This window comes from Bradyrhizobium sp. URHC0002, assembly GCF_054059515.1.
Genome location: NZ_JBSSCF010000001.1, coordinates 5,934,439 through 5,956,593 on the forward strand (window position 1 = coordinate 5,934,439; position 22,155 = coordinate 5,956,593).

Sequence of the window (22,155 nt, forward strand, 5' to 3'; positions counted from 1 at the left end):
CGGTCCCATAGCTCAACTGGATAGAGTAACGGATTTCTACTCCGTGGGTTGCAGGTTCGAATCCTGCTGGGATCGCCAGGTTTTTCAATGCTTTACGCGTTCTGTTCCTGCGCTTTCTGGGTCTCACCTCGTCTTGAAGAAAACCCTTAGTTTCAGGCTTTCCCGTTTAGTCCCGCCTTGTCGATGATACACGGATCGTGCACGGCCGCTTCGTGCTTTGTTCTGCACGAGATGCTCGGTGGTCTTCAAAATCGAGGACGTGGACGATGCCTGCTCCGATCGTGAAACTGCCGTATCAGTTCAACTGTCTTTCGTTGTCAAAGGTCGCTGCAGAGCTAGCGAGAGAATTGTCACGATTGGCTGGAGAACGATCTCGTTCCTTGGCTATCGGCGCGGCTTTCGATTACGCCAGCCTCGCTATATGCATTCAAAAATTGCCTCGCCGAACTATTTAACAATATCCAGGACCATACCCAGCTCGACATAGGAACTATTTGCGCCCAACATTTCCCGGGAGAATCCCGAGTCAAAGCGGTTGCGTAGGATGGCCCGCCTCGTTTTGTGAGTGCTAACCCACTCACCGCCGGCCGAAGCGTCGTCCGAGGTTGCATCGAATGCCAGCCTAACTCTCAAAGCTATAAATGATCAGCGTAGGTTGAACGCTCTGATCATTTCCTATTGCATGGCGGCAACACTTGCGCAGTTCCGTTGGCGAAATGGAAAACAAGACTCCTCAGATATCCATGTTTGGATCAGTTTCTGGAAGCCGGAGCCGGCGGTTCGTCAATTTCACCCATGAATTGGAATATTTGCCCGGCTAAAGCCGCAGCGCGCCAATGCCTGCGGCTATTTATTGCCTGAGCGTTACTGTCCTCGCTTCAGAAATCAAAACGGCCCCAGCGCCCTGCTCGCCTCTTGTAATCAAAGCGTCACGAACCTGCGACAGACTTAGTGAGCCGGCATTTTAGGAGCCGGCCGGGAAATGCCACTGCCGCCGAGCGAAGATGTTCCGCTCGGCCAGCCTTGTGGCCTTAAGCAAGAAAATAAACCCACTCGTCAAAGGACGACGATAGATGATTGATCAACAGTTGGCTCGCTTGCGTACCCATCGCAGTAATATTCAACGCTATCGCAACCTATTGCAGACCAGCCTGACAGAACTTGAACGGCAGTTTGTCCAAAAACGCTTGACAGAAGAGCAATCAAATCTGGAGAGCTTGGCTACCTCCGTCCCCGATGAGTTTCGCGGGTCAAACGCGGGGCGCGCTTCGGCCAACGCTTTGTTCGCTGGCGAACCGACAGTGCGTTCGGATTGCGGTAGACGAGGTAATGCCGAGTTGGAATGAAGCGCTTTGAAGTCTGGAAGCATCGAGTTCAACGGGCGCACGATCGCCTGTCTCATTCGTAGCCAGTCCGACACCGGGGCATCGCTGGAGGTTGTCAGCCCACGGGGCATCCCGGCGCAATTTACCCTTCTGATCGTTGCTGATCGCTCAAGATGCGTGTGCAAGGTGATATGGCGAACTGAGCACTTGATCGGCGTCAAATTCCACTGAGCTTTTCTGTCGAAGGGATTACCCCGCCAGAGCTCCGGGTATGACAAAGCAGGCCGGCCCGGCTGTTGTTGCCGTGTCTGGTCTTCAAAATAGTGTAGTGGGCAATCCACGACCCCTTGCGGCAAGCGTCCAGTGGGACGCTTCCGCTGGTCAAGCCGACGCTTCGCTGTCGGCCCTCAGGGCTGGATGAAAACCTGCCTCCAGGTTGGCGGCCCCAGATTCTAATCTGGGGCCGTTTCCTGTTTCAGATTCCGGCGAGCCGACGGAGTTGATTTTATCCGACTCTCAGATTTTCGGCGGACGTCTTGCCACGGTTGCTCACTTCTTCATAGCTCACCTTGGCACCTTCATTGAGGTTACTCAGTCCCGCTTTTTCGACGGCCGAGATGTGCACGAAGACATCCTTGCCGCCGTTGTCGGGTTGAATGAATCCATATCCCTTCGTCGGGTTAAACCACTTAACAGTACCTATCGCCACTGACCAATCTCCTCTTGAGCCAATGGTGACAGCCTAAATCGATAGCGCAGGGCCTCGCAACCCTCCCCTAAGGCCAATATAACACTCGTATCCACCGGCCTAAGCTAAGCGATGAGCCGCGAAATCGATCTCACGAAGAAGGCGGCGACCAAAACCAGCGTTAGCTTCCGGGTCGTTTTCCTCGAACCAGGCTTCAGGTTCTGGAATAGGCGCGCGCCTTTCAGCAAGAGCTGGCATCAATGAAGGCGCCCCCTCACCCAAACGGGTGATGCCCGAAATGCATCCCAAGTGTTGCGGCTCCTGCATCGCCGCTGAGGCAAGCCCTGAACCCCCGGGAAAACTCCAGTCCCTCCCCGACGGCGCGCATTGCGACGGCGGCGGGCTCTATCTCCGCGTTACTGGCATCGGCGGCCGGAGCTGGGTCGTGAATTACCAGTGGGCAGGAAAGCAGGAAAAGATGGGCATCGGTCGGCTCGCCGATGTCAGCCTGAAGAAGGCGTCCTTTAAGGACGCTTTGGTTGCGATTTCCCAAACAGGACAGCACCGAGAGTCGGCGGGGCTGCTGCAGGGCTGAGCGCGAGGAAACACCACCAGCCATGCGGCCGAATTCAGGGCGCCGTGTCCAGAATCACTCTCGCGAACGTTCCATCCCCCGAACAGCTTCGTTCCGAAACATCCCGACCTATCGGAGCGATCTTTTCGTCTGCGGATCGTCCCGAGCCTGCGACTCGTAAAACTCCCTCAAGCTTGCTCACTTCGAAAAGCAATTCGCGACAGACGTTTGTCGGTAAAGAATAGAAATCCAACATGCTGGTGCCCATCGATCGCGTCAACACAATGCGCCCCAACAGAGGCGATAAATTTTGACCGCGGCTAAGTATCGGCGGTGGCACTAAGTCTTGACCTTGCGACGCGCCCTGCTTGGCGCGGACCTCGCGGATCAGTGTGGCAATCAGAGGAACTACGTCGGCAACTGTCTCCTTCGGAATTGCCAATTTGACAGTTCTCTTTCCGTAGAATCGAGCGATGCAGTCATTGGGTAACCTCCCGGGATCGTCATGGACATCTTCGCCCGACAACGCTGACGGCAAAGCACTGTGCTTCGCGACCATGATATCGGCTTCGGTTGACAGGCTCAGTTGCGCATGGCGCGCCATGCTTTCCAGCCAAAAGATACGCAAAGAATCCCGCTCCGATCGCAGGAGCTTCATTGTTGGGCTGTAGTAGAGCGGCAGTACCAGGAGTGTACCCAGCAAGATTGCAGTCACTGCCGAATAAGACCTGCGCGAAGATGCCATCGGAAACGGCCTCGCGAAGCGAATTGCCCGAGACAGCGCCGCGACGCCAATCGTCGATCCGACAACAAGCAACATTAGCACCTGATTTTGTGCGCGCGTCGCCAATACACTGCCGGTCGAATATTGAGCCACAAAATGGGCTAGATAGCCGCAGGCAAGGCAAAAAATTGGGACCAGCACGGCCAGAAGCAGCCGTTTCGTGCCCGAGACCTTGACTGCCTCCGGCTGCGATGCGCTGAAAACCGCAACGACGGCCAGCCACGCCGGCCACCCCAAAAAGAGGAGTCTGAAATATGATCTTGAGTGGACGTAGGCCTCGCTGATCGAACGCTCGATATTGCCGGCCAAGGGAAACTGCGCCATGCGAACGGCATTGCCTGAAGCGAACAACATGATCAGGAAACCCAGCAACGCGGCGACGCCAACGATCGCGTGTGTTCCGACCTGGAGGTTTTGGCGGAACATCGCGCGAAAGATCAGCGAACAGAGCAACAGGCCAATCAGCCAAGCCGGAGTGAATTCATTGCACAACGACGCAATAAAGCTGGCGATTGCCAGCATAGACGTCGTGCGAGGGCCAATCTGGGTATCATCCTCGGCGGCCCGAGCAAACTCCACAAGCACGATAGCAACGATAGCACCGGGCAGCGTGTAGCACGCCACCCCCGGCAGCCAATAAAGCATTTCTCGAAGGCTCGGCAGCCGGGTCAGAATCGTTGCCAGCAACGCCGCTGCCATAAAAACATTTTGCCACGGCTTCGCCTGCGGCCAGAGCCGGAACGCCACCAGCATCACAGCGGCTGCGAAGCATATTTCGAAAGCGGCCAATGTTGCCGTGTAACTAAGGAAATAATCGATGCCTGAGGCATCGCTAATCGCATTGGGGATTTGAATGAGAAGCAGCGGAACGACGCGCCCGACCGCGCTCAGATACCAGATCCGGGTGGTTTCGACGAAACCGCTTGTCGCGTTGAGGTAGGACAGGCAAAAATCATCTGATTCCGGAATCGCGTAGAACGTCAGTCCGAACAGGCGAGCTAGAAATGCAGCCGGAACCAAACAAGCCAATATCCACGCGCCAGCCTCGGCGAAGCGTGCAAACAGCGTACGCTGGCGGTCTTGAGCCGCGAATTGATGGGAACCCATCGCAGAGTCCTTAGCTGCTCCCGAGGCTGGCCCACCCGCCGCGACGCAGATCGCCAGAAACCCCAAGCCTGTTAGAAAATCAAGTGCTTGCACCGATCATTCTTAGGTTGAATGATGTATAACTTGATGGTTTGGTGTCGAAAGTCTCGACCCGATGCGCAGCGAATTCCCAAACGCCAATGCTGGGCCTTCTTTGCCCGCGAAAACAAACACGCTCCGAGAATTTTGAAAATGAAGGTGGTAATTCTAGCGGGCGGCCTGGGCTCGCGAATTTCCGAAGAAACGACCGTGAAGCCAAAGCCGCTCGTGGAGATCGGCGGCAAGCCAATTATCTGGCACATCATGAAGATCTACAGTCACTATGGGCACAATGATTTCATCATTTGCCTCGGTTACAAGGGTTACCTGCTCAAAGAATACTTCGCGAACTATTTTCTCCATATGTCCGACGTCACCCTGCATCTCGCGGAAAATCGCATGGAGGTCCATCGCGAGACCGCGGAGCCATGGCGCGTGACGTTGATCGATACCGGCGAAGCGACGCAGACCGGCGGACGCATCAAGCGCGCGATCCCGTATGTGGAGAATGATCCGTTCTTCGCGCTCACCTATGGGGACGGCGTCGCCGACATCGACCTGCCCGCCCTGATCGCGTTTCATCAAGCCCACCCCTCCAAGGCCACCGTCACCGCAGTTCGCCCGGCCAAGCGGTTCGGTGCGATTGCAGTCGACGGCACCTGCGTTACCAGCTTCAAGGAGAAGCCCAACGAGGACGGCGGCTGGATCAATGGCGGGTTCTTCCTGCTATCGCCCGACGTCAAGAATTATATCGATGGCGATGCGACCATCTGGGAGCGTGAACCCATGGAGCAACTCGCGCAGGAAAGGCAGCTCGGCGCCTACGTCCATCACGGTTTCTGGCACCCGATGGACACGCTGCGCGACCGCAACTTCCTCGAGGAAGAATGGGTGAATGGTCGCGCCCAATGGAGGATCTGGTGATCAATGCCAGCTTCTGGCGTGGCAAGAAGGTTTTCCTTACTGGGCACACCGGGTTCAAGGGGGCATGGACCGCCCTGCTGCTGAAGCGGCTTGGCGCAGAGGTCCACGGATATGCCCTGCCGCCAACTCACCCGTCATCGCTTTTCGTGGCAGCCAACATTGCCGGTGACGTCCACCATTGCGTCGCCGACATACGCGACCTTCATGCCTTGCGCGAAGCGCTGTCGAAGGCGCGGCCTGACATCGTCATTCATATGGCCGCGCAGGCGCTGGTGCGTCAGTCCTACGCCGAACCGGTCGAGACCTTTGCAACCAACATCATGGGGACCGTGAACCTGCTGGAGGCTGCCCGCGATCTTTCCTCTCTCCGGGCAATCCTGATCGTTACCAGCGACAAGTGCTATGAGAACCACGCACATCAAGCAGGGTTTCGCGAGGATGATCGCCTTGGCGGCAGTGATCCCTACAGCAACAGCAAGGCCTGCGCCGAACTGGTAACCGACGCTTACCGGCGTAGCTTTTATCAAGCGTCCGATACGGCCCGCGTCGCGACGGCTCGCGCGGGTAACGTTTTTGGCGGCGGGGACTGGGCGCGCGACCGTCTGGTACCGGACGCCATGCAGGCATTCCTCGATAGCAATCCACTACGGATTCGAAATCCGGATGCGGTGCGGCCTTGGCAGCATGTTCTGGATCCGGTGCTCGGCTATCTATTGCTGGTGGAAAAACTGAGCGAAGACGACAGCTTCGCCGGCGGCTGGAACTTCGGTCCCGGTGCCGAGAGCGAGGTGACGGTACGCGAGATCGTAGAGCGCCTTTTGAAATCGTGGGGCGACGGCGCGCGATGGGAGGTAGACGGCGGGCCGCACGTGCGCGAGGCCGCCTATCTCAAGCTCGACTGTCACAAGGCCCGCACGCGCCTGAACTGGACGCCGCACCTGAATTTGGCACTCGGATTGGAACTCACCGTCAACTGGTATAAGGCTGCTGTGCGCGGCGACGACCTTCGAGACTTCTCGCTTGATCAGATCGACTACGTTCTGGAACATGCGACGAACCGGGCAGCCGGCCATTCCTACAGTGAACAATCAGAATCCAACCAGAAACGCTTCGTATGACCTCCGCACCATCGCCGGTCCAGCCGGACCACGAGACACTGGAAAATCTCAGGACATCGATCATGGATCTGGTCGGGCAGTATTCCGACCTTGCGCATGCGACGAAGCCGTTCGTCGGAGGAAAGTCAGCCGTTCCCGTCTCCGGCCGCGTTTTCGACTCGAGCGACGTCAAATCGCTGGTGGATTCGGCGCTCGATTTCTGGCTGACCGCAGGCCGGTTCAACGACCAGTTCCAGACGAGCCTCGCGAAACGAGTGGGCGCGCGGTACGCCATGACGGTGAACTCCGGCTCCTCCGCCAATCTCGTCGCGTTCTCCGCTCTCACATCGCCATTGCTTCGCGAGCGCCGGATCGCGCCCGGCAGCGAAGTCATTACCGCAGCGACGGGATTTCCCACGACGGTCAATCCCGCGATCACGCAAGGCATGGTTCCCGTCTTTGTCGACGTCGATATTCCGACCTATAACATCATTCCGGATCTGGTCGAGGAGGCCATCACGCCCAGCACCAGGGCGATCATGGTCGCGCACACGCTGGGCAATCCGTTCGACGCCGGCCGGCTCTCTGCGATCGCAAAGAAGCATAACCTGTGGCTTATCGAGGATTGTTGCGATGCGCTGGGTGCCACGTTCGACGGCCGCCATGTTGGTACGTTCGGGGAAGTCGGCACATTGAGCTTCTACCCGGCCCATCACATCACGATGGGCGAAGGCGGCGCGGTGTTTACCAGCCATCCGGCGCTGCGGCGCGCCATGGAAACGTTTCGCGACTGGGGCCGCGACTGTTACTGCGAGCCCGGCAAAGACAACACCTGTCAGCGACGCTTCGATTGGCAGCTCGGCGACCTGCCCTACGGTTACGACCACAAGTACATCTACAGTCATCTCGGCTTCAATTTGAAGATCACCGATATGCAGGCGGCCGTCGGCCTCGCGCAGCTCGAACATCTCGATGACTTCATAGCCGCGCGACGCCGGAATTTCGATTTGCTGAAGAATGGACTAAGGCCGCTGGAACAATTCTTTGTGCTTCCGGAGGCAACGCCCAACAGCGATCCCTCCTGGTTCGGATTCGTGCTTACCGTTCGTGACGACGCTCCGTTCAAACGGGACGATCTAGTGCATCACCTTAACGATCGCAGGATCGGCACGCGACTGCTGTTTGGCGGCAATCTGGTGCGCCAGCCATACATGAAGGACCGCAACTTCCGGACCCATGGCTCGCTTGCCAACAGCGACAGGATCATGAACCAGACGTTCTGGATCGGAGTCTATCCGGGTCTTGGCGAGGAACACGTCAATTATGTGCTCGAGGTCATCAGCGAGTTCTGCCTCGCGCAGGCTCGCTGACGCGGTGGTGAGGCAAATGTCATGACGGGGGCCCAGTATATCGCCGAATTTCTCTCGCGGGTCGGAAGCAACCACATATTCCTGATGACCGGCGGCGCCTGTGCTTTCATGATCGATGCGGTCGCGCAGCATCCGGGACTGCGCTACACCTGCTTTCAACATGAGCAGGCAGCGGCGATGGCTGCCGACGCGCGCTGGCGCGTTAACCGAAGGGTCGGCGTTTCTATGGCAACGTCGGGGCCCGGCGCGACCAACCTCATCACCGGCATCGCCTGCTCCTATTTCGATTCGATCCCATCGGTGCACATCACTGGTCAGGTGAATCAGCGCGAGAGTAGCGCCGTTCACGGCGCCAACGTTCGGCAGGCCGGTTTCCAAGAGACCAAGATCGTCGACATGGTGAAACCGATCACCAAATACGCCGTCATGGTGACAAGCGGCGATGAGCTGCGAAAGGAAATGGCCAAGGCATTCTCGCTGGCGATCTCGGGTCGGATGGGCCCGGTCCTGATCGATGTCCCGATGGATATCCAGCAGGCCGAAATCGATGGCGATATCTTGCTGCCGCAGCAACTGCCGATCCAGGCAGACTCGCCCTCGAAAGCGACCGCGGAACTGAGTCAGACTCTTGCGGCCGCAAAGCGTCCGGTGGTCCTGTGGGGTGCAGGCATCGGGCTTGCGGGAATCGAACGTGAGGTAGCCGACTGGCTGCAAAAAACGCGTTTACCGTTCGTTTCGAGCTGGGCGGGACTAGGCTTCTTCGACCACAAGCATCCCGGTTTCGTCGGGCAAATCGGGGTTTATGGCAATCGCGGCGCCAATTTCGTGCTGCAGAACGCCGATACTGTAATTGTGCTCGGAAGCCGGCTGGACAACCGCCAGCGGTCCGGAAACGCCGCCAATTTCGCGGTCGGTGCGACCGTCCACGTAGTTGATGTCGACCAGGAAGAGCTCATCAAGTATCGCAACGAGGGTTACCGCGTCTCTCACCTCGACTTCACAGGATTGCCCGCGGTGCTCCGCGGCATCTCGATTCCGCCCACCAACAATCAATGGACGGATTACGTCGCCGAGATGAAGCAACGCCATTACGGCAAGGAGATCAGCACCTCCGCCGCGCGGCTGAATTCGCTGTCGCCTTACGATGTCGTGCGTCGCATGAACGAGATCGTTGCCGAGGATGCCATCGTGATCGGCGACACCGGTGCTGCGATCTGCTGGTTGTATCAGTCGTTCCGCGTCAAGAAGCACACATTGTTCAATCCGGGCGGTAACTCGCCGATGGGATATGCGCTTCCGGCGGCGATCGGCGCCAAGATCTCCTGTCCCGACCGTCAGGTCGTCTCGTACAACGGCGATGGCGGCTTTCACCTCAACATACAGGAACTACAAACGATCAAGCATAACAATCTCGATGTCGCGATCGTTGTGATGAACAATGGGTCATACGGGATCATCAAACAGTTCCAGGACAGCTACATGCAGGGCCGCTACACGGCCTCCCGCGACGGCCTCAGCTTTCCTGATTTCGGGGCATTGGCGGCAGCTTACGGCTTGCGCTATGCCCGTATCGAGCGCGTCGATCAGCTCGACCCAAACCTGTTTTCGGGCGGGCCGATCGTGATTGACGTAATCCTGAGCGAACACACCCTGATCGAGCCGAAACTCGAAATGGGCCGTCCCATCAACGATCAATTTCCATATCTCGACGATGAGGATTACGCGGCAGGAAACCGCTTTGTGGACTATCCCAGGCCGGCCTCGATGCGCCGATCATGATGGCCTGCTTCCGTCGTCGCTATTGAGCGACCTCACTTCCTTTAGTTTCTGACTGATGCGCCCGTCGTGTTCGGGCAAGCGCCAGCCACCGCCATCCGGACCATCGACATGCGCAAGATCAGTGTTGTAACGCCCTGCTATAACGAAGAACTTAACGTCGACGAATGCTATGCCCAGGTACGTGCCCTGTTCGAGGGCCCACTCAGCAGGTACGACTACGAGCACATCTTCTGCGACAATTCGTCGGCGGACGATACCGTCGGCAAAGTCCGCGCGATTGCCGAGCGGGACGGGCGCGTCAAGCTGATCGTCAATTCGCGCAATTTCGGTGCGTTCGCCAATATCTTCAACGGCCTTACCGCGGCTTCAGGCGACGCAGTGGTGGTGATGTTGGCGGCAGATCTGCAGGATCCTCCGGCCGTCATGGTCGATTTCGTCCGGCTGTGGGAGGAAGGCTACGAAGTCGTCTACGGCATCCGGCAACAGCGCGAGGAAGCGTGGCTGCTGCGCGCCAGCCGCAAGGTTTTCTACCGTCTCGTCAACTCGTTCTCTCCGTTCTTCGTCCCTGAGAACGTCGGCGAATACCAGTTGATCGACCGCGCGGTGGCTGAACACGTCATCAAGATGGACGACCACTTTCCCTTCGTCCGCGGCATGATCGCCTATTGCGGCTTCAAGGCAACCGGCGTTCCCTATACCTGGACCCGCCGTCGCCACGGTGTCTCCTCGTCGACCTTGGTCCGTCTGGTCGAGCAGGGCCTGAACGGGATCATCTCCTTCAGCAACGTGCCGATGCGGCTGGTTCTCGCCGGAGGTTTCGTCATCGCGGCGCTCAGCGTGCTGGCGACGGTAATCCTGTTCATCTTCAGCGCCGTTCACTATCGGGAATTCGCTCCACCCGGCATTCCACTGCTGACGATGATGGTGGCGTTCTTTTCCGGCATTTTCCTATTCGTGCTCGGCTTCATCGGTGAGTACATCGTCGCGATCCATTCGCAGGTGCGAAAACGGCCCCTGGTGATCGAACGAGAGCGGGTGAATTTTGCTTCGATCACCAACCCCCTCCCCGTCGCAAGCGCGCCGTCGCCGATCGCAATCAACGACCTGAAGGTCGAGCGTGCCGAGGGGCGACTAGACCGCAACACGTTCTGGCGGCAAGCTTCCCAGAAAGCCGCGCAACTGCGGCAATTGCAGCCAATGGTTGGCAACGGAGCCATCGCAGCCATCGAGATCGACGCGGACGAACTGAAGCTCAAGCTAGCCAATGGCGCACAATTCGTTTGGGATCCGGAAGACGTCCGTACGGCGCCGAACATCGCGTTTCTAGACGGCAGCTATGAGCCGCAGGAGCTGGCGGTCCTGTCGAACCTCGCTAGGAACGCCGCGGTTATTTTCGACGTCGGCGCGAACGTTGGCTGGTACGCGGTTCAGCTCGCTACAACTGTCGGCAGCGACCACACCAAAATCTGTTGCTTTGAACCGGTCCCGTCGACTCGCTTGAAGCTCGCGCGCAATGTGCAGCTCAATCGTCTCGCAGATCGCATCACCGTGTTCGATTTCGGATTGAGCGACAGTAGCGCAACGGCGCAATTCTTCCTGCCCGCAGCGTCCGGTTCCGTTGCGGCTTCGGCGAGGAACCTTCATCCGGAGGAACAAGTCGTTCAGCTTAGCGTGCAGCTCCAGACACTCGACGACTTCGTTGCACGTGAGCGGATCAAGCAGGTCGATCTGATCAAATGCGACGTCGAAGGCGCTGAACTCTTCGTGCTGCGCGGCGCCACACAGGTAATCGAGCGAGACAAACCGATCGTTTTTCTCGAGATGCTGCGCAAATGGGCCCGGCAGTTTGACTATCATCCGAACGATATCATCGGTCTGCTGGCTGCAAGTGGATACCGTTGTTGGGCCATCGGCGAGCACGCGCTGCGCGAGATTGAAGCTGTTGACGACGACACTTCCGAAACGAATTATGTGTTCCTGCACGCTCGCCACCGGGATGAAATGGCGGCTATCTCCGACGGAAGCATGATGCCCCGCAATTTGCCCGGCAGCTGACGAACCAGGGTGGCGCGCATGGCGGATGATGCCGCAGACGACAATCGCTCAGCTCGGTTCGCCTTTGACCATCCAACCGTGCGCGGCGACATTGAGCGCGTGCATTCGTCGGCCATTCCGTGGGAGTTGCTGGAGGGAAAGACAGTTCTGGTTTCCGGGGCTGCTGGCATGCTTCCGGCGGCGATGGTCGACGCTCTGATGGCGGCCCGGGCCGGCCCGAAGAAAGTCAACGTCAGGATCGTCGCGCTGGTGCGGTCCGCCGAGCAGGCCAAGTTGCGGTTTCAGCACTGGTTGGAAAACGAGGGCTTTTCGCTGCTCGCGCAGGACGTCACACAATCCCTTCCAAGCGACCTCAAACCGCAATTGATCGTCCACGCGGCGAGCTCGGCAAGTCCCAAATTCTATCGGCCTGATCCTGTCGGCACCATGCTGCCCAACGTGGTTGGAACACTAAACCTACTGAATTTGGCGCGGAACGTGCGAACGGAGCGTGTCCTGTTTTTCTCGAGCGCCGAAGTTTACGGCCAGTTTTCCGACCCGCCTGCGGCGATCGATGAAACCCGCTATGGCTCACTCGATCCCAACGACAACCGTTCCTGCTACGCTGAATCGAAGCGCATGGGCGAGGCACTTTGCTCCGCTTATGCGCTTCAGTATGGCGTGGCCGCGACGATCGTGCGGCCGTTCCACACCTACGGGCCGGGCATGAAACTGAACGATGGGCGCGTGTTTGCTGATTTCGTTCGCGATGTCGTTAATGGACGACAGATTGCCCTGAAGGGCGATGGTAAGGATAAACGCTCTTTCTGCTATCTATCGGACGCGACCGAAGGATTCCTGCAGGTTCTGTTACGGGGACGCCCGGGCGAAGCCTACAACATCGGCAATCCTTCGGGATCAATTTCGATAGCCGATTTGGCCCGCCTGCTGGCCGGGCTTTTCTCCAAACACCCGCCGCAAATCGGTCAACCCAGTTCGAATGTCAGAGACAAGGTGACAACAAAGCTGGCAGCGACGTGTCCCGACATCACGAAGGTTAAGGCCTTGGGCTGGTCGCCGACGGTTGGCCTCGCCGAAGGATTTCGTCGCACGATAGATTACTATTTGGCCTCGCAGTCTAGATCGTAAGTCGAATTCAAATCGAGCAAGGTCACATTGCAACGCGCTGGCTGGCGCGGCCATCGAGCCTCTAAGCGGAATCGGCGGCGCTGGCAGCGGCCCAACCCGCGCTTTATCCCCCGCCAGAGTCGCGCAGCGAAACGTCATTGTTTCTGACACTTACTGACATAGTTGGGGGAGTGCTGGGCTTCCGGGTTCCATAAATGAAACCCGCTTAGGTTGCTTATCTTGCGTTCTGCAGCTTTTTTGTGGATTGGCACAAGGTTGCACTGGCAAACCCGCTACGGTTGTGTTTTTCTGAGTATGCTCGCCTCGTCGATTCCCAGCCCCCTTCATAATATCGGCGGAGCGAACGGGTCCCGGCGCAGCCGATCTGCGCCGGGGCCTCAATCTCCGGGGATAATGCAAACCCGCAACAAATTCCCGAATCCAGCTGGGGTCGCCACCGCAACGCAAAAGACGCCGTTGCCCGACGATGAACAAGAGATGCCGCCCGGAAGGCGGCTCAACGGCCATGATCGCACCGGAAGGTCCCTTTAGGGCTGTACGAGATAATAGTGCCGGCCGTTGTTTCGCGGATCAGATCCATCTCTTGGCGACATCTTGATAAAGCGCCAAGACGGCGGACGCGATGGCAGCTCAAGGATTTCAACTTCCTCGAGCCGCGTAAAATCCTCGTACAAGATCGCCTTCGGGTAAGGGGAGTTTCCATACACCTGCGCCTGGTAGCCGCCGTCAGCGCTCTCCTCGAATCTGAGGATTAACTCCACCACCCTTCCTTCCGGCCGCCCTGTCGAAACAAAATCGCGATGAACCCGGACGGCCAGAGGATAGTAAACGGCAAACACGACAAGCCCGGCAACCAGAGCGATTGCCTCCTCTCGGAACGAATTCAACGAAAGCTTGAGCATGGAAAACAGAACTACCAGTCACAACGAAGACGAGCAATTCTGACGAGCAGGGCCAGCGCGCGACGGGTAATGGCCCTTACGAGAAGCTCGCCAGACGGCTGGCCGAGGCGCAGGCGCTACGCAAGCAGGTTCAGAAAGCCTAGGCTGGTCGGCATTACTGATCGCCTATGCTGCGTGCCTGATCCGAAAGTCGTCGATCCGCTTGCCGGACTTCAGTAGTGCGGCGAGCCAGCGGGGCTTCTTGCCGCGTCCCGCCCAGGTCTCCGACGGCCGCCTCCGGATTCCGATATTTTGGAACGACCGCGGGATAGGGGCGGCGCGGCGTCGACGACTTGGCAGCAGAGGACTTGGCAGCGTGAGCTGCAGGTTGAGTTTCAGTTCCGCCCTGGAGTCGCCTCAGGCGGTTTTCAAGCACGCTCTTTTCGGCAGTCAGTGCCGCCGCAAGCCTGGTGGCAATTTCCTCATGGAGCGCCCACAATTCGTCGGTGGACATCGACTTGAGGTCATTTCGGTTCATGACGGTCCCCAATCATGATTCGATGTGTTGAGCGCTCATCGTTGGCAGATATCGGGAGCATAACAAGGCCGATTCAAGACGCTCTTGCCCTGCCAGGCCCGATTTCCCCATTCCGGTGATACAATCCAAGATTGATAGGCTCGGCCCGGAGCCGCGGAGGAACCGGTCGTGCGAGCATCCGGGGACTTCGCCGCGCATCGTTCCGCTCAGGGGGACTTGTCCATCAAGGGCCAACCAAAACTGCAGCGGCACGGGTGACGAGTTGCGAATTGGGCTTATAATGCGCGCTGGGAATTGCTCCGTTGCCCAGACAAAGGATGCGGGTCGTAATGCCAAGAAAGGGAATCACCGGCCACGACGAATGGGTCGTCACGGAAGCGCTGGCAACGGCACTGGTCGCGCTTGAGCAACTCGAACCGACCCAGCAATCACGGCAGCAGATGGACGACATCAGGAAACTGCTGGCAGCCAATTGTCAGCCCGGGACCCTCAACCTGCACCTCGCCCAGGCAAAGTGCCGGCTAAACCCCCACGCCGATCGCGCCGCCGTCTATCGAGAGTACGGATTTGAGGATCGGGAAGTCTGAAAAACGGGCTCTTGGTAAGTGTAGCTAGCATAGCCCGGATGAGCGGAGCGACATCCGGTTTTCATCTTCTCGAGGCCACATTCCGCTCCACTCATGCGGGCTACTTGCTACTTGCTCAACGTATTGGGAGAGGACCTCAGGATGAAGCTGCCACACACGCCCGCCTGCATAATGTCTTTGACAATTTTGGCCGCGATGATCGCCCTGCCCGCCCCCGCACGCGCCCAGACTTACGATCCGAACTACCCGGTTTGCCTGCAGATCTACCAGAGCATCGCGGATTTTTACTACGAGTGCCGCTATCAAACGATGGCGCAGTGTGCGGCGTCGGCCTCGGGCCGCTCCGCGCAATGCGTGGTCAATCCATATTTCGCCGGGCCGAGAGCCAAGCGTAGCAAGCGTCAGCGGCAGTATTGAAACCAGTTTGCTTCGACGGCCTGACGGCCCCGCCTGAATTTGGCCCGGATGAGCGGAGCGATGCCCGGTTTTTTATTTTCTGCCCCCAATATCGCGGAGCCTGTGATCACTTAGCGAGCGCAATTGCGCTCGTGGTCGGACGCGCATTCGTTGCTCATGCGGGCCTGCCCATCCGCCTCATTGGGCAGCCCGTCACCAGCCGTAAGAACCGAGCGCGAGCGGCCTCGATGGGGCCTTGGCGGTTCGCGTCGTGTCGGGCTTCAGGCAGCGCCGGGCGGCTTCGATCTCAGCGTCGCTCGCGCCCTTGCCGCGGGCCCACTGCTCGGCGGCGGACGCACTATATTGCGCCACGTAGTAGCGCACGACAGGACACGAAATTCGACGCAAAACGCCGGACTCACCCGCAAATCCGGCGCTTGATGTTCCAAGACAAAGCGCCAGCACACACATCCAACGTAAGTACATTTGATTCCCCTCTACATATTAAGAGAGGCCGGCTTTCACTGGCGCATCAAGCCTGATTGTGAGTTCCGCATACGGAACTGGCGGAGCTGTGCTTAAGGCGCAACTGCACTCTCCAGATACCGGCCGCTTCGCCTGTGGAACACGCTTTATGCGATGATTAAAATTGATTGTTTACGAAGAAGACCGAACCTGATTGCCGACTGGGCCCAATACGCTAGCCTCAACTTCCCAGGGCCTGGCGTGAACTATTGGTAAGCTCCGATGGAATTCGAACGCCGATATGTGGCGAGGACGACGATCGCGAAAGACGCGCTGCTGTTCTTTGACGCGCAGCGCGGTGTCCTCACCTGTCGCGTTCAGGACGTCACGAATTCCGGCGCCGGAATCGAACTCCACACCCTCAATATATTGCCGCTGAATTTCGAACTGAGTTTTGACAATTTTCACACCGTTCGCGAGTGCCGGGTGATCTGGCGGCAAGGCGATTTCGTCGGCGTTGCCTTTCAAAACTGATCACGCGGAACTCGGGGAACGGCCCCGGTGAAACAAACTGCCCCGGGGCAATGGAACTAACATCGAGATTCCGCGTCGAATCCCCGTGCTTCCGTTCTCCGGGAACACGACCCAAGCGGGGTTGACCGTTCGGGCGCGTCCCTTCCGCCTGGGCGTTTGGAGGTCTGTGACGGGAGTTCAGCATGTCGTGGGATCGTCCGTTCGCTCAGCCTGTCCCTCTCCCGGAGGGACCGCCTGCGCAAACCCTGCGCGACGCCGCCGAGTACATCAGGAAGCTTCCTCAGCCAGAACGTGATGGTCAGGAATGGCGGCTAGCCGTCCAGATGCTCATAGATGCCGCTGAAGACCGCGGACCCATGCTGTTTGCGCGCATGGGAATTGTCAGGGCGCTGGAAGCGCATGTCGAAAGGACACTCGCTCGCGATCGTGAAGGTCCAAATCAAGATAAGCTGAAGTGCGACGGTGACGCCAGCATCTGAATCCAGATCGACATCACTCAGTAAGCAGATCGGCGCGGCATCTGCTGGCCTCACGAAGCAAATTCGTGGATTGGCCGAGAAGTGCAAGCCGGCTTCGGGCGGCCGGCTGCAAATCGGCTTATGCTACCTGCCTAATCCGGAAGTCATCGATCCGCTTGCCGGACTTCAACTTTGCGGCCAGCCAGCGCGGCGTCTTTCCTCGTCCCGCCCAAGTCTCGGACGGCTGATCCGGATTCCGAAACTTCGGAAGGACGGTCGGATATGGGCGCCGCCCTGTCGGCGAACTCTCGCGCTCGGCTTCGACGCTACCCTTGAGTTGTTTCAGGCGATTTTCGAGTACGCGCTTCTCCGCGAGCAGCGTGGCAGCAAGCGTGGACGCGATTTCCTCATGGAGTGCCCACAACTCATCCGTGGACATCGATTTGAAGTTGTTCCGATTCACGACCGTCCCCAATCATGATTGATTTAGCTGTCATCGTTGGTAGAAAACATGAGCAGAATAAGGCGGATTCCGCGCCGCTTTAAGTCCCTCTTTCAGGCTGCAAAGTGCAATCGGGTTACCTCCTCAGATTGTAAAAGTTCCATCCGGGTTGACCTCTTTAGATAATGCAACCATGACAGAAGCTGCCCTACGGCGCACCCAAATTTTCACGACTGGTGGGAGATTAGCGCCGTCAGGAAATCGGAAGCTAAAGGTATCCCGTTGACGGTTTCCTAATCGCGCTGCGGCTGCTGAAGCGTGCTGCTGCACGCTCACCGTTGCAGGCGACCCACCCGTCCTGCAATTTCGATTCGGCGCAATGCCGCCGCACCTGCGCCACGCCAACGCCAAAGTCGAAACGGAACTTGCTGCCGGAACCTCCGGCGGGTGCAAGCCCCGCGCCGCAACAGAATGTTGGCGTCATGGCAGGGTATCGCCACCGCGATGGCCGCGGTGCTTCCAGGCTACGGTTCGCGGCGCTTGCGCTGGCGCTGACCTCGTCGCATGCGTGCGCCGACTCCTTTCAGGAAAAGTGGATGGGCCGGATCGCCCGGCCGCCGGCAGACGATCAGGAAGCCTCCGTCTATTGGGAGGACAAGTGGGACGCGCGCGGCAAGCGCTTCAAGGCCAATGAAGTCTCCTGCGCGCATCGCACCGAGGCATTTGGCACCATCTTCGTCGTCACCAATCTCGAGAACGGCAAGAAGATCCGCTGCCCGGTGCAGGACCGCGGCCCCTTCGCACGCGGCCGGGTTCTCGACTTCTCGCTCGGCGCCGCGCGCCAGATCGGCTGCGACGGCTTGTGCCGCGTCACCGTGCGGCGCGCCGGCTACGAGTAGCAGGCATAATCCAAAACAGCTTTAGAATGTGTCTGTAAACTGCGCCGCTGTTGCCGCCGGGTGACATCGTTCGCCCAAGAACCCGATAGTCTGGACCGGTTTCGCGCAATCCTGTTTGGCGGCTTTTTCATAAAGGCTGTCACTCGCGATTTCCGTTCTCGCGGTCGGTGCAACCGGCACCCTCGCCAATCCGGTCTAGAGACCGGGCTCTGCCTCTGCGGCAATGGCGCGATGCCCACAATAGCCGAGCGCTCGTCTCCCTGGGGTAGGTGAAAGGGGCGGCGCCCGGCTATTCGGGCCGCGCGGCGGTGCGGCCCGAATAGGAACTCATTTCTAACTTAAAGAGAATTTAAAAAACCGTTGAGCTATAACCCTTTTTGTGACAGCAGCCGCTAGCTGGCGCTGGCATCCGGGCATCAAGGGAACCGAAACCGCGCAAAACGGGCCGAAAACCCCCGAATAGGGAACAGAGTGCCTCGGCACGTTTTCCCAATCTCATGAATTGAAACGGCTGAGCGCGAGGACCCGTTGAGCCCGCCACCACCCGAGCTCGATCGCGACGAGCTGCCGGTGTGCATGGCGCTGGCGTTCTGCCTGGCCGGCGCGTCAACCGACCTAGTCTACCGGCTGCTGGATTAGGGGTCCGACCCTATTCCTCGGAGACCGCGAAAAACGGCAAATCCACGTCCATGACAAAGCCCAGGAATACGGCAACGCCGCCGATGAACGCCATCAACTCCAGGAGGACGAAGGCGAGCAGCGCGCTCAATCCGATGGCCGCTTTTTTCCAACCGTTCCACATGGGGCCACCCCTTAGCACACCGAAATCCCACTGTCGGAGCAAAAGGCGAACTTAAGGTGAATTTGGAACCTGACCCGGCGACCAATGACCAGCATCGCGTTCAGGCGGGCGAAACCGGAAGCGCGATCCGCGGGATCGTCCGCAAGATCATCCATGTCATGCTCGTGATCGTGGCGCTGGCCGTCATCTGGCAATGACTCGGATCGCTGTGATCGTCGGCACGCAGTCCAATGACCGCGTGCGACGTTTGCGCTTTTCCGATGTGACCGTGCCGATGAAGCGGGTCGAGTGGCGCAAGCGGATCGGCCGCTGCGATAAGGAGTAGACGAGGCCCGGAGTGCCTAGGAGTCCGGGCCTCGTGGCCTCCAGTGGCGGCGTTCGTCGTGATGAACGACCGCCCTGCCCCCCGCTGCAAGCGACGTCGTTATAGATGCGCCTTGCACGCACGGCCAATCCGTATGAGTACGGTGCGATATTCGTGCGAATATTCCTTGCCTGTGTCCCACGCGAGACCGCGAAATTCGGCCGGGCCGTCCCATTGCGCGCGCAACAATCCATCTCACAGCACAAGAAAAGATGATTGCTTGGCGGAGCCTGTCATCACTGCGCGAGCGCAATTGCGCTCGTCGCGGCGCGCGCGTTCACGCGAACCGATGGCCCGCAAGGACGTGGTCAGGCCGCGTTCTACCGCTTATCGAACGGAATATACTGATGATACTCTTTCGGCACCGAGTTCCGGTAACGCGCGGGCACCGTGCCACGGTCGACCGAACGGTCGATCTCCTGCTGCCGGGTCATCCTGGCCGGTTTCTTTTTCTTCGGCGCTGCCTTCTCCGGTGCGGGAGCCGTGTTTTCAGGAGCCGGCGCGGCAGTGGACGTCGCCGCTGGCGCGGTGCCGCCGCTCGGCGCGCCCTGCGCCAGCGCGACGCCGGCCGGCAGCAATACGAGAGCTGCCGCCGACGCGGCCACCACAAGGCATGGCAGTTTTTGCATGGGACGCTCCGGTGCTGGCCAACTCCGATTCCGGCCCGATCCTATTACGTCCGCAGTCGCCCGCACACCGGGATTCTGGCGAAGCGGACGGGCATGGACTGCGTCTGCTTGGCCCGGCTGCAGGTCGTGAAGACGAAGACCAACCGGCTGCACTGCCAGTCCGGACCGAGAGCGGCGCTGGCGGCTGGCTCCGGATAGGACACGCCGATCACGACGAAGCCTATGAAGGCCAGCGCGACGACGGCGGCGGCGAGCACGAGGTTTTTGCGGGTCCACCAATTGAGGCGCATGGCGGTCGTTCCTGTTCGAGTAGCCCGGAACATAGGAACGGCCGGCCACAGCCCTTGTGAACCGGTTCACATTACACGGGTTTGTGCGGGATCGTGATCGATACGGAAACGGGTATAACTCGCGCAAATCCGTTGCGTGCTCACAACCTTTGATCGACATTGCGCGTTCGGGGGGAGCGCGTGTGCGGGGCGTGCGATGAACAAGCAGGAAACGACCTACGACTACATCAGGTACAAGCAACTGCTGGCGGAAGCGGTCGATGAGACCAAGCGGCTCGAACTGATCGAGACCATGATCAGGGAAAACGCCCGTGACAGGCTGGAGGCGCAGCAGACCGCGGATCGGGTCGCGATGACGGCGATGACGGTCGCACGCGTTCTCGGCCCCGGTGGGCGGCGCGATAACTTCTAGAGCATGATCCGGACCCGAAGGGCCGCGTTGGCGCAAAGTGGACACCGGTTTTCCCGCGGGACAAGCGCGAAGCGTTTGCCCGGAGATCGTGCGCAAACAAGACGATCGACGAGCATGATTCAAATCGGTTGAAGCATGCTCTGGGATAGCGCGGTCACTTTTCCGAAACGAGCATTGCCAGCGAGCCGATCAGGCCAATCAGCACACAGGCGAGAAGCCCGTATTGCGGATGGCCAGCGCCCGGCTGGGGGCTTCGGTCGCCGTTGCCATCTCGTCGAGCAACCAGGCTGACGCCCATCAGCATCAATTCGGGCCATTTGCTGTACACGCAAGTCTCCCCTGCTCTACCGGTCCTATTTCGACGCTGGCATTTTGGCGCCGGTTCACTTACCAAGGCCCCATTCCGCGCGCCGCGTGCGCCCAACCCCCGAGAGTGAAAGCGACAAGGCCTCGTCTATGAGTGGATTCAAGGAACCGAACTTCGCGGACCGCCAAAAGGCTGCGATGCAGGCGCGACAGGACATTTTGAACAAGTTTCGCGCCCAGCCGGGACCCGACGATCCCGAGGTGAAGCGCCGCCAGGCCGAACGCGAGGCCCAGGCCGCCGCGCGCGCCAAGGCAAGAGAGGCAAAGGAAGCCGAAAAGGCCGAACAGAAACGTCTTGAGGCCGAGGCCGCCGCGGCGGAAGCCGCCAGGATCGCGCTGGAGAAGGAAGAAGAGGCCGCCAGGCTGGCCGCGCTGGAGGCCGAGCAGAAGGCCAAGCGAGACGCCCGTTACGCCGCGCGCAAAGGCAAGGGCAAGAAGAAGTAGGCAAGAGGAGCGGGCAAAACGCGCGCCGCCGTCTCTTGCCTATGACAGTTTCAGTCCTCCCGTGATTCAGGCTGGTGCGTGAGCCAGCCCCCGGATGCGCCATTGCGCATCGGGGAATCTCGAACCTCCAGGGCCGATGCTTGAGCATCGCTCCGTTGCGCAAACGCTTTGCGTTTGTCGCAGAGAATGACGGCGCGGCTCAGTTCTTTTTCATGCCGTCGTCTTTTTTCATTCCGTCTTTCGTCATGCCATCGTGCTTCATGCCGTCCTTCTTCATCATCCCGTCGTCTTTCTTCATCGCATCCTTGGACATCGATTCCTTCTTCATGCCGTCATCCTTGCCCATCTTGTCCTGAGCGAAGACGGCCGGCGCAAACGCAAGGCCGAGCGAAACGAGCGCGGCAGACAGGCCGAGGCCGATACGGGTCGTGGTGGTCATGGGATCGTCATCCTTTTAGTTGGTTTCTCGAAGCGACGTCTGCCGCTTCCCCCAACGACGATGCCGAAACCGGGTTTGTTACCGGCCACATCCCAAAGTTTTGCCGTTGTCACGGATAGTTGAAGCGGCAAATTAATGGCGGCCCACGGCGCGCGAGTGCCCGGGATTGGACGCATTATTGACCGAGTCTTCTGCGAACGGCTGTTCCCGGGTGCGCACCGCACCCCGGGTGCACCGCAGCGGAATCAGGCTTTGGTTTGAGGGTCGGAATCCGGGCTTGCCGTCGCGTGCCGCCTCGAC

The 22,155-nt window shown here is 59.1% G+C and carries 27 protein-coding genes and 1 tRNA gene; 16 read left to right on the forward strand and 12 right to left on the reverse strand.

Annotated elements, in window-relative coordinates:
• Position 1: 1 nt before the first annotated feature.
• Positions 2-78 (forward strand) — tRNA-Arg (locus ACVWVY_RS28950).
• A 995-nt stretch (positions 79-1,073) separates the two neighbouring features.
• Complete coding sequence (locus ACVWVY_RS28955; protein WP_456629567.1) at positions 1,074-1,346, forward strand: hypothetical protein; 273 nt, start codon at positions 1,074-1,076, stop codon at positions 1,344-1,346.
• A gap of 484 nt (positions 1,347-1,830) precedes the next feature.
• On the opposite strand, the gene ACVWVY_RS28960 is transcribed toward ACVWVY_RS28955, so the two are convergent.
• Complete coding sequence (locus ACVWVY_RS28960) at positions 1,831-2,034, reverse strand: cold-shock protein (protein WP_456629568.1); 204 nt, start codon at positions 2,032-2,034, stop codon at positions 1,831-1,833.
• Positions 2,035-2,311: 277 nt separating this feature from the next.
• Between ACVWVY_RS28960 and ACVWVY_RS28965 the strand changes: the two genes are divergently transcribed.
• Complete coding sequence (locus tag ACVWVY_RS28965) at positions 2,312-2,608, forward strand: Arm DNA-binding domain-containing protein (protein WP_456632334.1); 297 nt, start codon at positions 2,312-2,314, stop codon at positions 2,606-2,608.
• 34 nt (positions 2,609-2,642) lie between these two features.
• Here ACVWVY_RS28965 and ACVWVY_RS28970 read toward each other — a convergent pair whose 3' ends face one another.
• On the reverse strand, positions 2,643-4,571 hold the full coding sequence (locus tag ACVWVY_RS28970) for a DUF6056 family protein (RefSeq protein ID WP_456629569.1): 1,929 nt from the start codon (positions 4,569-4,571) through the stop codon (positions 2,643-2,645).
• 138 nt (positions 4,572-4,709) lie between these two features.
• Between ACVWVY_RS28970 and rfbF the strand changes: the two genes are divergently transcribed.
• From rfbF to ACVWVY_RS29000, 6 genes are all read left to right on the forward strand, one after another.
• Positions 4,710-5,480: a glucose-1-phosphate cytidylyltransferase gene (gene rfbF, locus ACVWVY_RS28975; protein ID WP_456629570.1), complete on the forward strand. Its 771-nt coding sequence runs from the start codon at positions 4,710-4,712 to the stop codon at positions 5,478-5,480.
• Complete coding sequence (gene rfbG, locus ACVWVY_RS28980; RefSeq protein ID WP_456629571.1) at positions 5,444-6,598, forward strand: CDP-glucose 4,6-dehydratase; 1,155 nt, start codon at positions 5,444-5,446, stop codon at positions 6,596-6,598. The genes rfbF and rfbG overlap by 37 nt, the downstream gene beginning before the upstream one ends.
• Positions 6,595-7,947 carry a lipopolysaccharide biosynthesis protein RfbH gene (gene rfbH, locus ACVWVY_RS28985; RefSeq protein ID WP_456629572.1) on the forward strand — a complete coding sequence of 451 codons (1,353 nt, stop codon included), beginning with the start codon at positions 6,595-6,597 and terminating at the stop codon, positions 7,945-7,947. The genes rfbG and rfbH overlap by 4 nt, the downstream gene beginning before the upstream one ends.
• 21 nt (positions 7,948-7,968) lie before the next feature.
• Positions 7,969-9,726 carry a thiamine pyrophosphate-binding protein gene (locus ACVWVY_RS28990; RefSeq protein ID WP_456629573.1) on the forward strand — a complete coding sequence of 586 codons (1,758 nt, stop codon included), beginning with the start codon at positions 7,969-7,971 and terminating at the stop codon, positions 9,724-9,726.
• 108 nt (positions 9,727-9,834) lie between these two features.
• Entirely contained in the window at positions 9,835-11,781 is a 1,947-nt protein-coding gene (locus tag ACVWVY_RS28995) for an FkbM family methyltransferase (protein ID WP_456629574.1), read from the forward strand.
• Between the two features lie 18 nt (positions 11,782-11,799).
• Entirely contained in the window at positions 11,800-12,909 is a 1,110-nt protein-coding gene (locus ACVWVY_RS29000) for an NAD-dependent epimerase/dehydratase family protein (RefSeq protein WP_456629575.1), read from the forward strand.
• Positions 12,910-13,436: 527 nt separating this feature from the next.
• Here the strand turns inward: ACVWVY_RS29000 and ACVWVY_RS29005 are convergent.
• Together ACVWVY_RS29005 and ACVWVY_RS29010 are read right to left on the reverse strand one after the other, a co-directional pair.
• On the reverse strand, positions 13,437-13,811 hold the full coding sequence (locus ACVWVY_RS29005; RefSeq protein WP_456629576.1) for a hypothetical protein: 375 nt from the start codon (positions 13,809-13,811) through the stop codon (positions 13,437-13,439).
• 154 nt (positions 13,812-13,965) lie between these two features.
• On the reverse strand, positions 13,966-14,328 hold the full coding sequence (locus ACVWVY_RS29010) for a hypothetical protein (protein ID WP_456629577.1): 363 nt from the start codon (positions 14,326-14,328) through the stop codon (positions 13,966-13,968).
• A gap of 329 nt (positions 14,329-14,657) precedes the next feature.
• Here ACVWVY_RS29010 and ACVWVY_RS29015 point away from each other — a divergent pair, with 329 nt between their 5' ends.
• Entirely contained in the window at positions 14,658-14,915 is a 258-nt protein-coding gene (locus ACVWVY_RS29015; RefSeq protein WP_456629578.1) for a hypothetical protein, read from the forward strand.
• 141 nt (positions 14,916-15,056) lie between these two features.
• On the forward strand, positions 15,057-15,332 hold the full coding sequence (locus ACVWVY_RS29020; protein ID WP_456629579.1) for a DUF3551 domain-containing protein: 276 nt from the start codon (positions 15,057-15,059) through the stop codon (positions 15,330-15,332).
• A 192-nt stretch (positions 15,333-15,524) separates the two neighbouring features.
• Here the strand turns inward: ACVWVY_RS29020 and ACVWVY_RS29025 are convergent, their stop codons facing one another.
• Positions 15,525-15,797, reverse strand: a complete 273-nt coding sequence (locus ACVWVY_RS29025; RefSeq protein ID WP_456629580.1) for a hypothetical protein — start codon at positions 15,795-15,797, stop codon at positions 15,525-15,527.
• A 261-nt stretch (positions 15,798-16,058) separates the two neighbouring features.
• Between ACVWVY_RS29025 and ACVWVY_RS29030 the strand changes: the two genes are divergently transcribed.
• On the forward strand, positions 16,059-16,310 hold the full coding sequence (locus ACVWVY_RS29030; protein ID WP_456629581.1) for a hypothetical protein: 252 nt from the start codon (positions 16,059-16,061) through the stop codon (positions 16,308-16,310).
• 311 nt (positions 16,311-16,621) lie between these two features.
• Here ACVWVY_RS29030 and ACVWVY_RS29035 read toward each other — a convergent pair whose 3' ends face one another.
• Positions 16,622-16,843: a hypothetical protein gene (locus ACVWVY_RS29035; protein WP_456629582.1), complete on the reverse strand. Its 222-nt coding sequence runs from the start codon at positions 16,841-16,843 to the stop codon at positions 16,622-16,624.
• A 64-nt stretch (positions 16,844-16,907) separates the two neighbouring features.
• The gene (locus ACVWVY_RS29040) at positions 16,908-17,231 is read right to left on the reverse strand and encodes an H-NS histone family protein (RefSeq protein WP_456629583.1); all 324 of its coding nucleotides are present in this window, start codon (positions 17,229-17,231) and stop codon (positions 16,908-16,910) included.
• A gap of 461 nt (positions 17,232-17,692) precedes the next feature.
• Here ACVWVY_RS29040 and ACVWVY_RS29045 point away from each other — a divergent pair, with 461 nt between their 5' ends.
• The gene (locus ACVWVY_RS29045) at positions 17,693-18,109 is read left to right on the forward strand and encodes a septal ring lytic transglycosylase RlpA family protein (RefSeq protein WP_456629584.1); all 417 of its coding nucleotides are present in this window, start codon (positions 17,693-17,695) and stop codon (positions 18,107-18,109) included.
• Positions 18,110-18,758: 649 nt separating this feature from the next.
• On the opposite strand, the gene ACVWVY_RS29050 is transcribed toward ACVWVY_RS29045, so the two are convergent.
• Positions 18,759-18,911, reverse strand: coding sequence for a hypothetical protein (locus ACVWVY_RS29050; RefSeq protein WP_456629585.1), 153 nt, complete (start codon positions 18,909-18,911; stop codon positions 18,759-18,761).
• A 56-nt stretch (positions 18,912-18,967) separates the two neighbouring features.
• Here ACVWVY_RS29050 and ACVWVY_RS29055 point away from each other — a divergent pair, with 56 nt between their 5' ends.
• Positions 18,968-19,108 (forward strand): hypothetical protein, encoded by a 141-nt coding sequence (locus ACVWVY_RS29055; RefSeq protein WP_456629586.1) that lies wholly within the window; start codon positions 18,968-18,970, stop codon positions 19,106-19,108.
• A 487-nt stretch (positions 19,109-19,595) separates the two neighbouring features.
• Here the strand turns inward: ACVWVY_RS29055 and ACVWVY_RS29060 are convergent, their stop codons facing one another.
• Both ACVWVY_RS29060 and ACVWVY_RS29065 read right to left on the reverse strand, forming a co-directional pair.
• Positions 19,596-19,904, reverse strand: a complete 309-nt coding sequence (locus ACVWVY_RS29060) for a hypothetical protein (protein ID WP_456629587.1) — start codon at positions 19,902-19,904, stop codon at positions 19,596-19,598.
• Positions 19,905-19,948: 44 nt separating this feature from the next.
• Entirely contained in the window at positions 19,949-20,194 is a 246-nt protein-coding gene (locus ACVWVY_RS29065; protein WP_456629588.1) for a hypothetical protein, read from the reverse strand.
• A gap of 196 nt (positions 20,195-20,390) precedes the next feature.
• Between ACVWVY_RS29065 and ACVWVY_RS29070 the strand changes: the two genes are divergently transcribed.
• Positions 20,391-20,606 carry a hypothetical protein gene (locus ACVWVY_RS29070; RefSeq protein ID WP_456629589.1) on the forward strand — a complete coding sequence of 72 codons (216 nt, stop codon included), beginning with the start codon at positions 20,391-20,393 and terminating at the stop codon, positions 20,604-20,606.
• Positions 20,607-20,760: 154 nt separating this feature from the next.
• On the opposite strand, the gene ACVWVY_RS29075 is transcribed toward ACVWVY_RS29070, so the two are convergent.
• Positions 20,761-20,934, reverse strand: coding sequence for a hypothetical protein (locus tag ACVWVY_RS29075; protein WP_456629590.1), 174 nt, complete (start codon positions 20,932-20,934; stop codon positions 20,761-20,763).
• A 128-nt stretch (positions 20,935-21,062) separates the two neighbouring features.
• On the opposite strand from ACVWVY_RS29075, the gene ACVWVY_RS29080 reads away from it, so the two are divergent.
• Positions 21,063-21,416 (forward strand): DUF6481 family protein, encoded by a 354-nt coding sequence (locus ACVWVY_RS29080; protein ID WP_456629591.1) that lies wholly within the window; start codon positions 21,063-21,065, stop codon positions 21,414-21,416.
• A gap of 199 nt (positions 21,417-21,615) precedes the next feature.
• Here ACVWVY_RS29080 and ACVWVY_RS29085 read toward each other — a convergent pair whose 3' ends face one another.
• Positions 21,616-21,855 (reverse strand): pentapeptide MXKDX repeat protein, encoded by a 240-nt coding sequence (locus ACVWVY_RS29085; RefSeq protein ID WP_456629592.1) that lies wholly within the window; start codon positions 21,853-21,855, stop codon positions 21,616-21,618.
• Between the last annotated feature and the right edge of the window lie 300 nt (positions 21,856-22,155).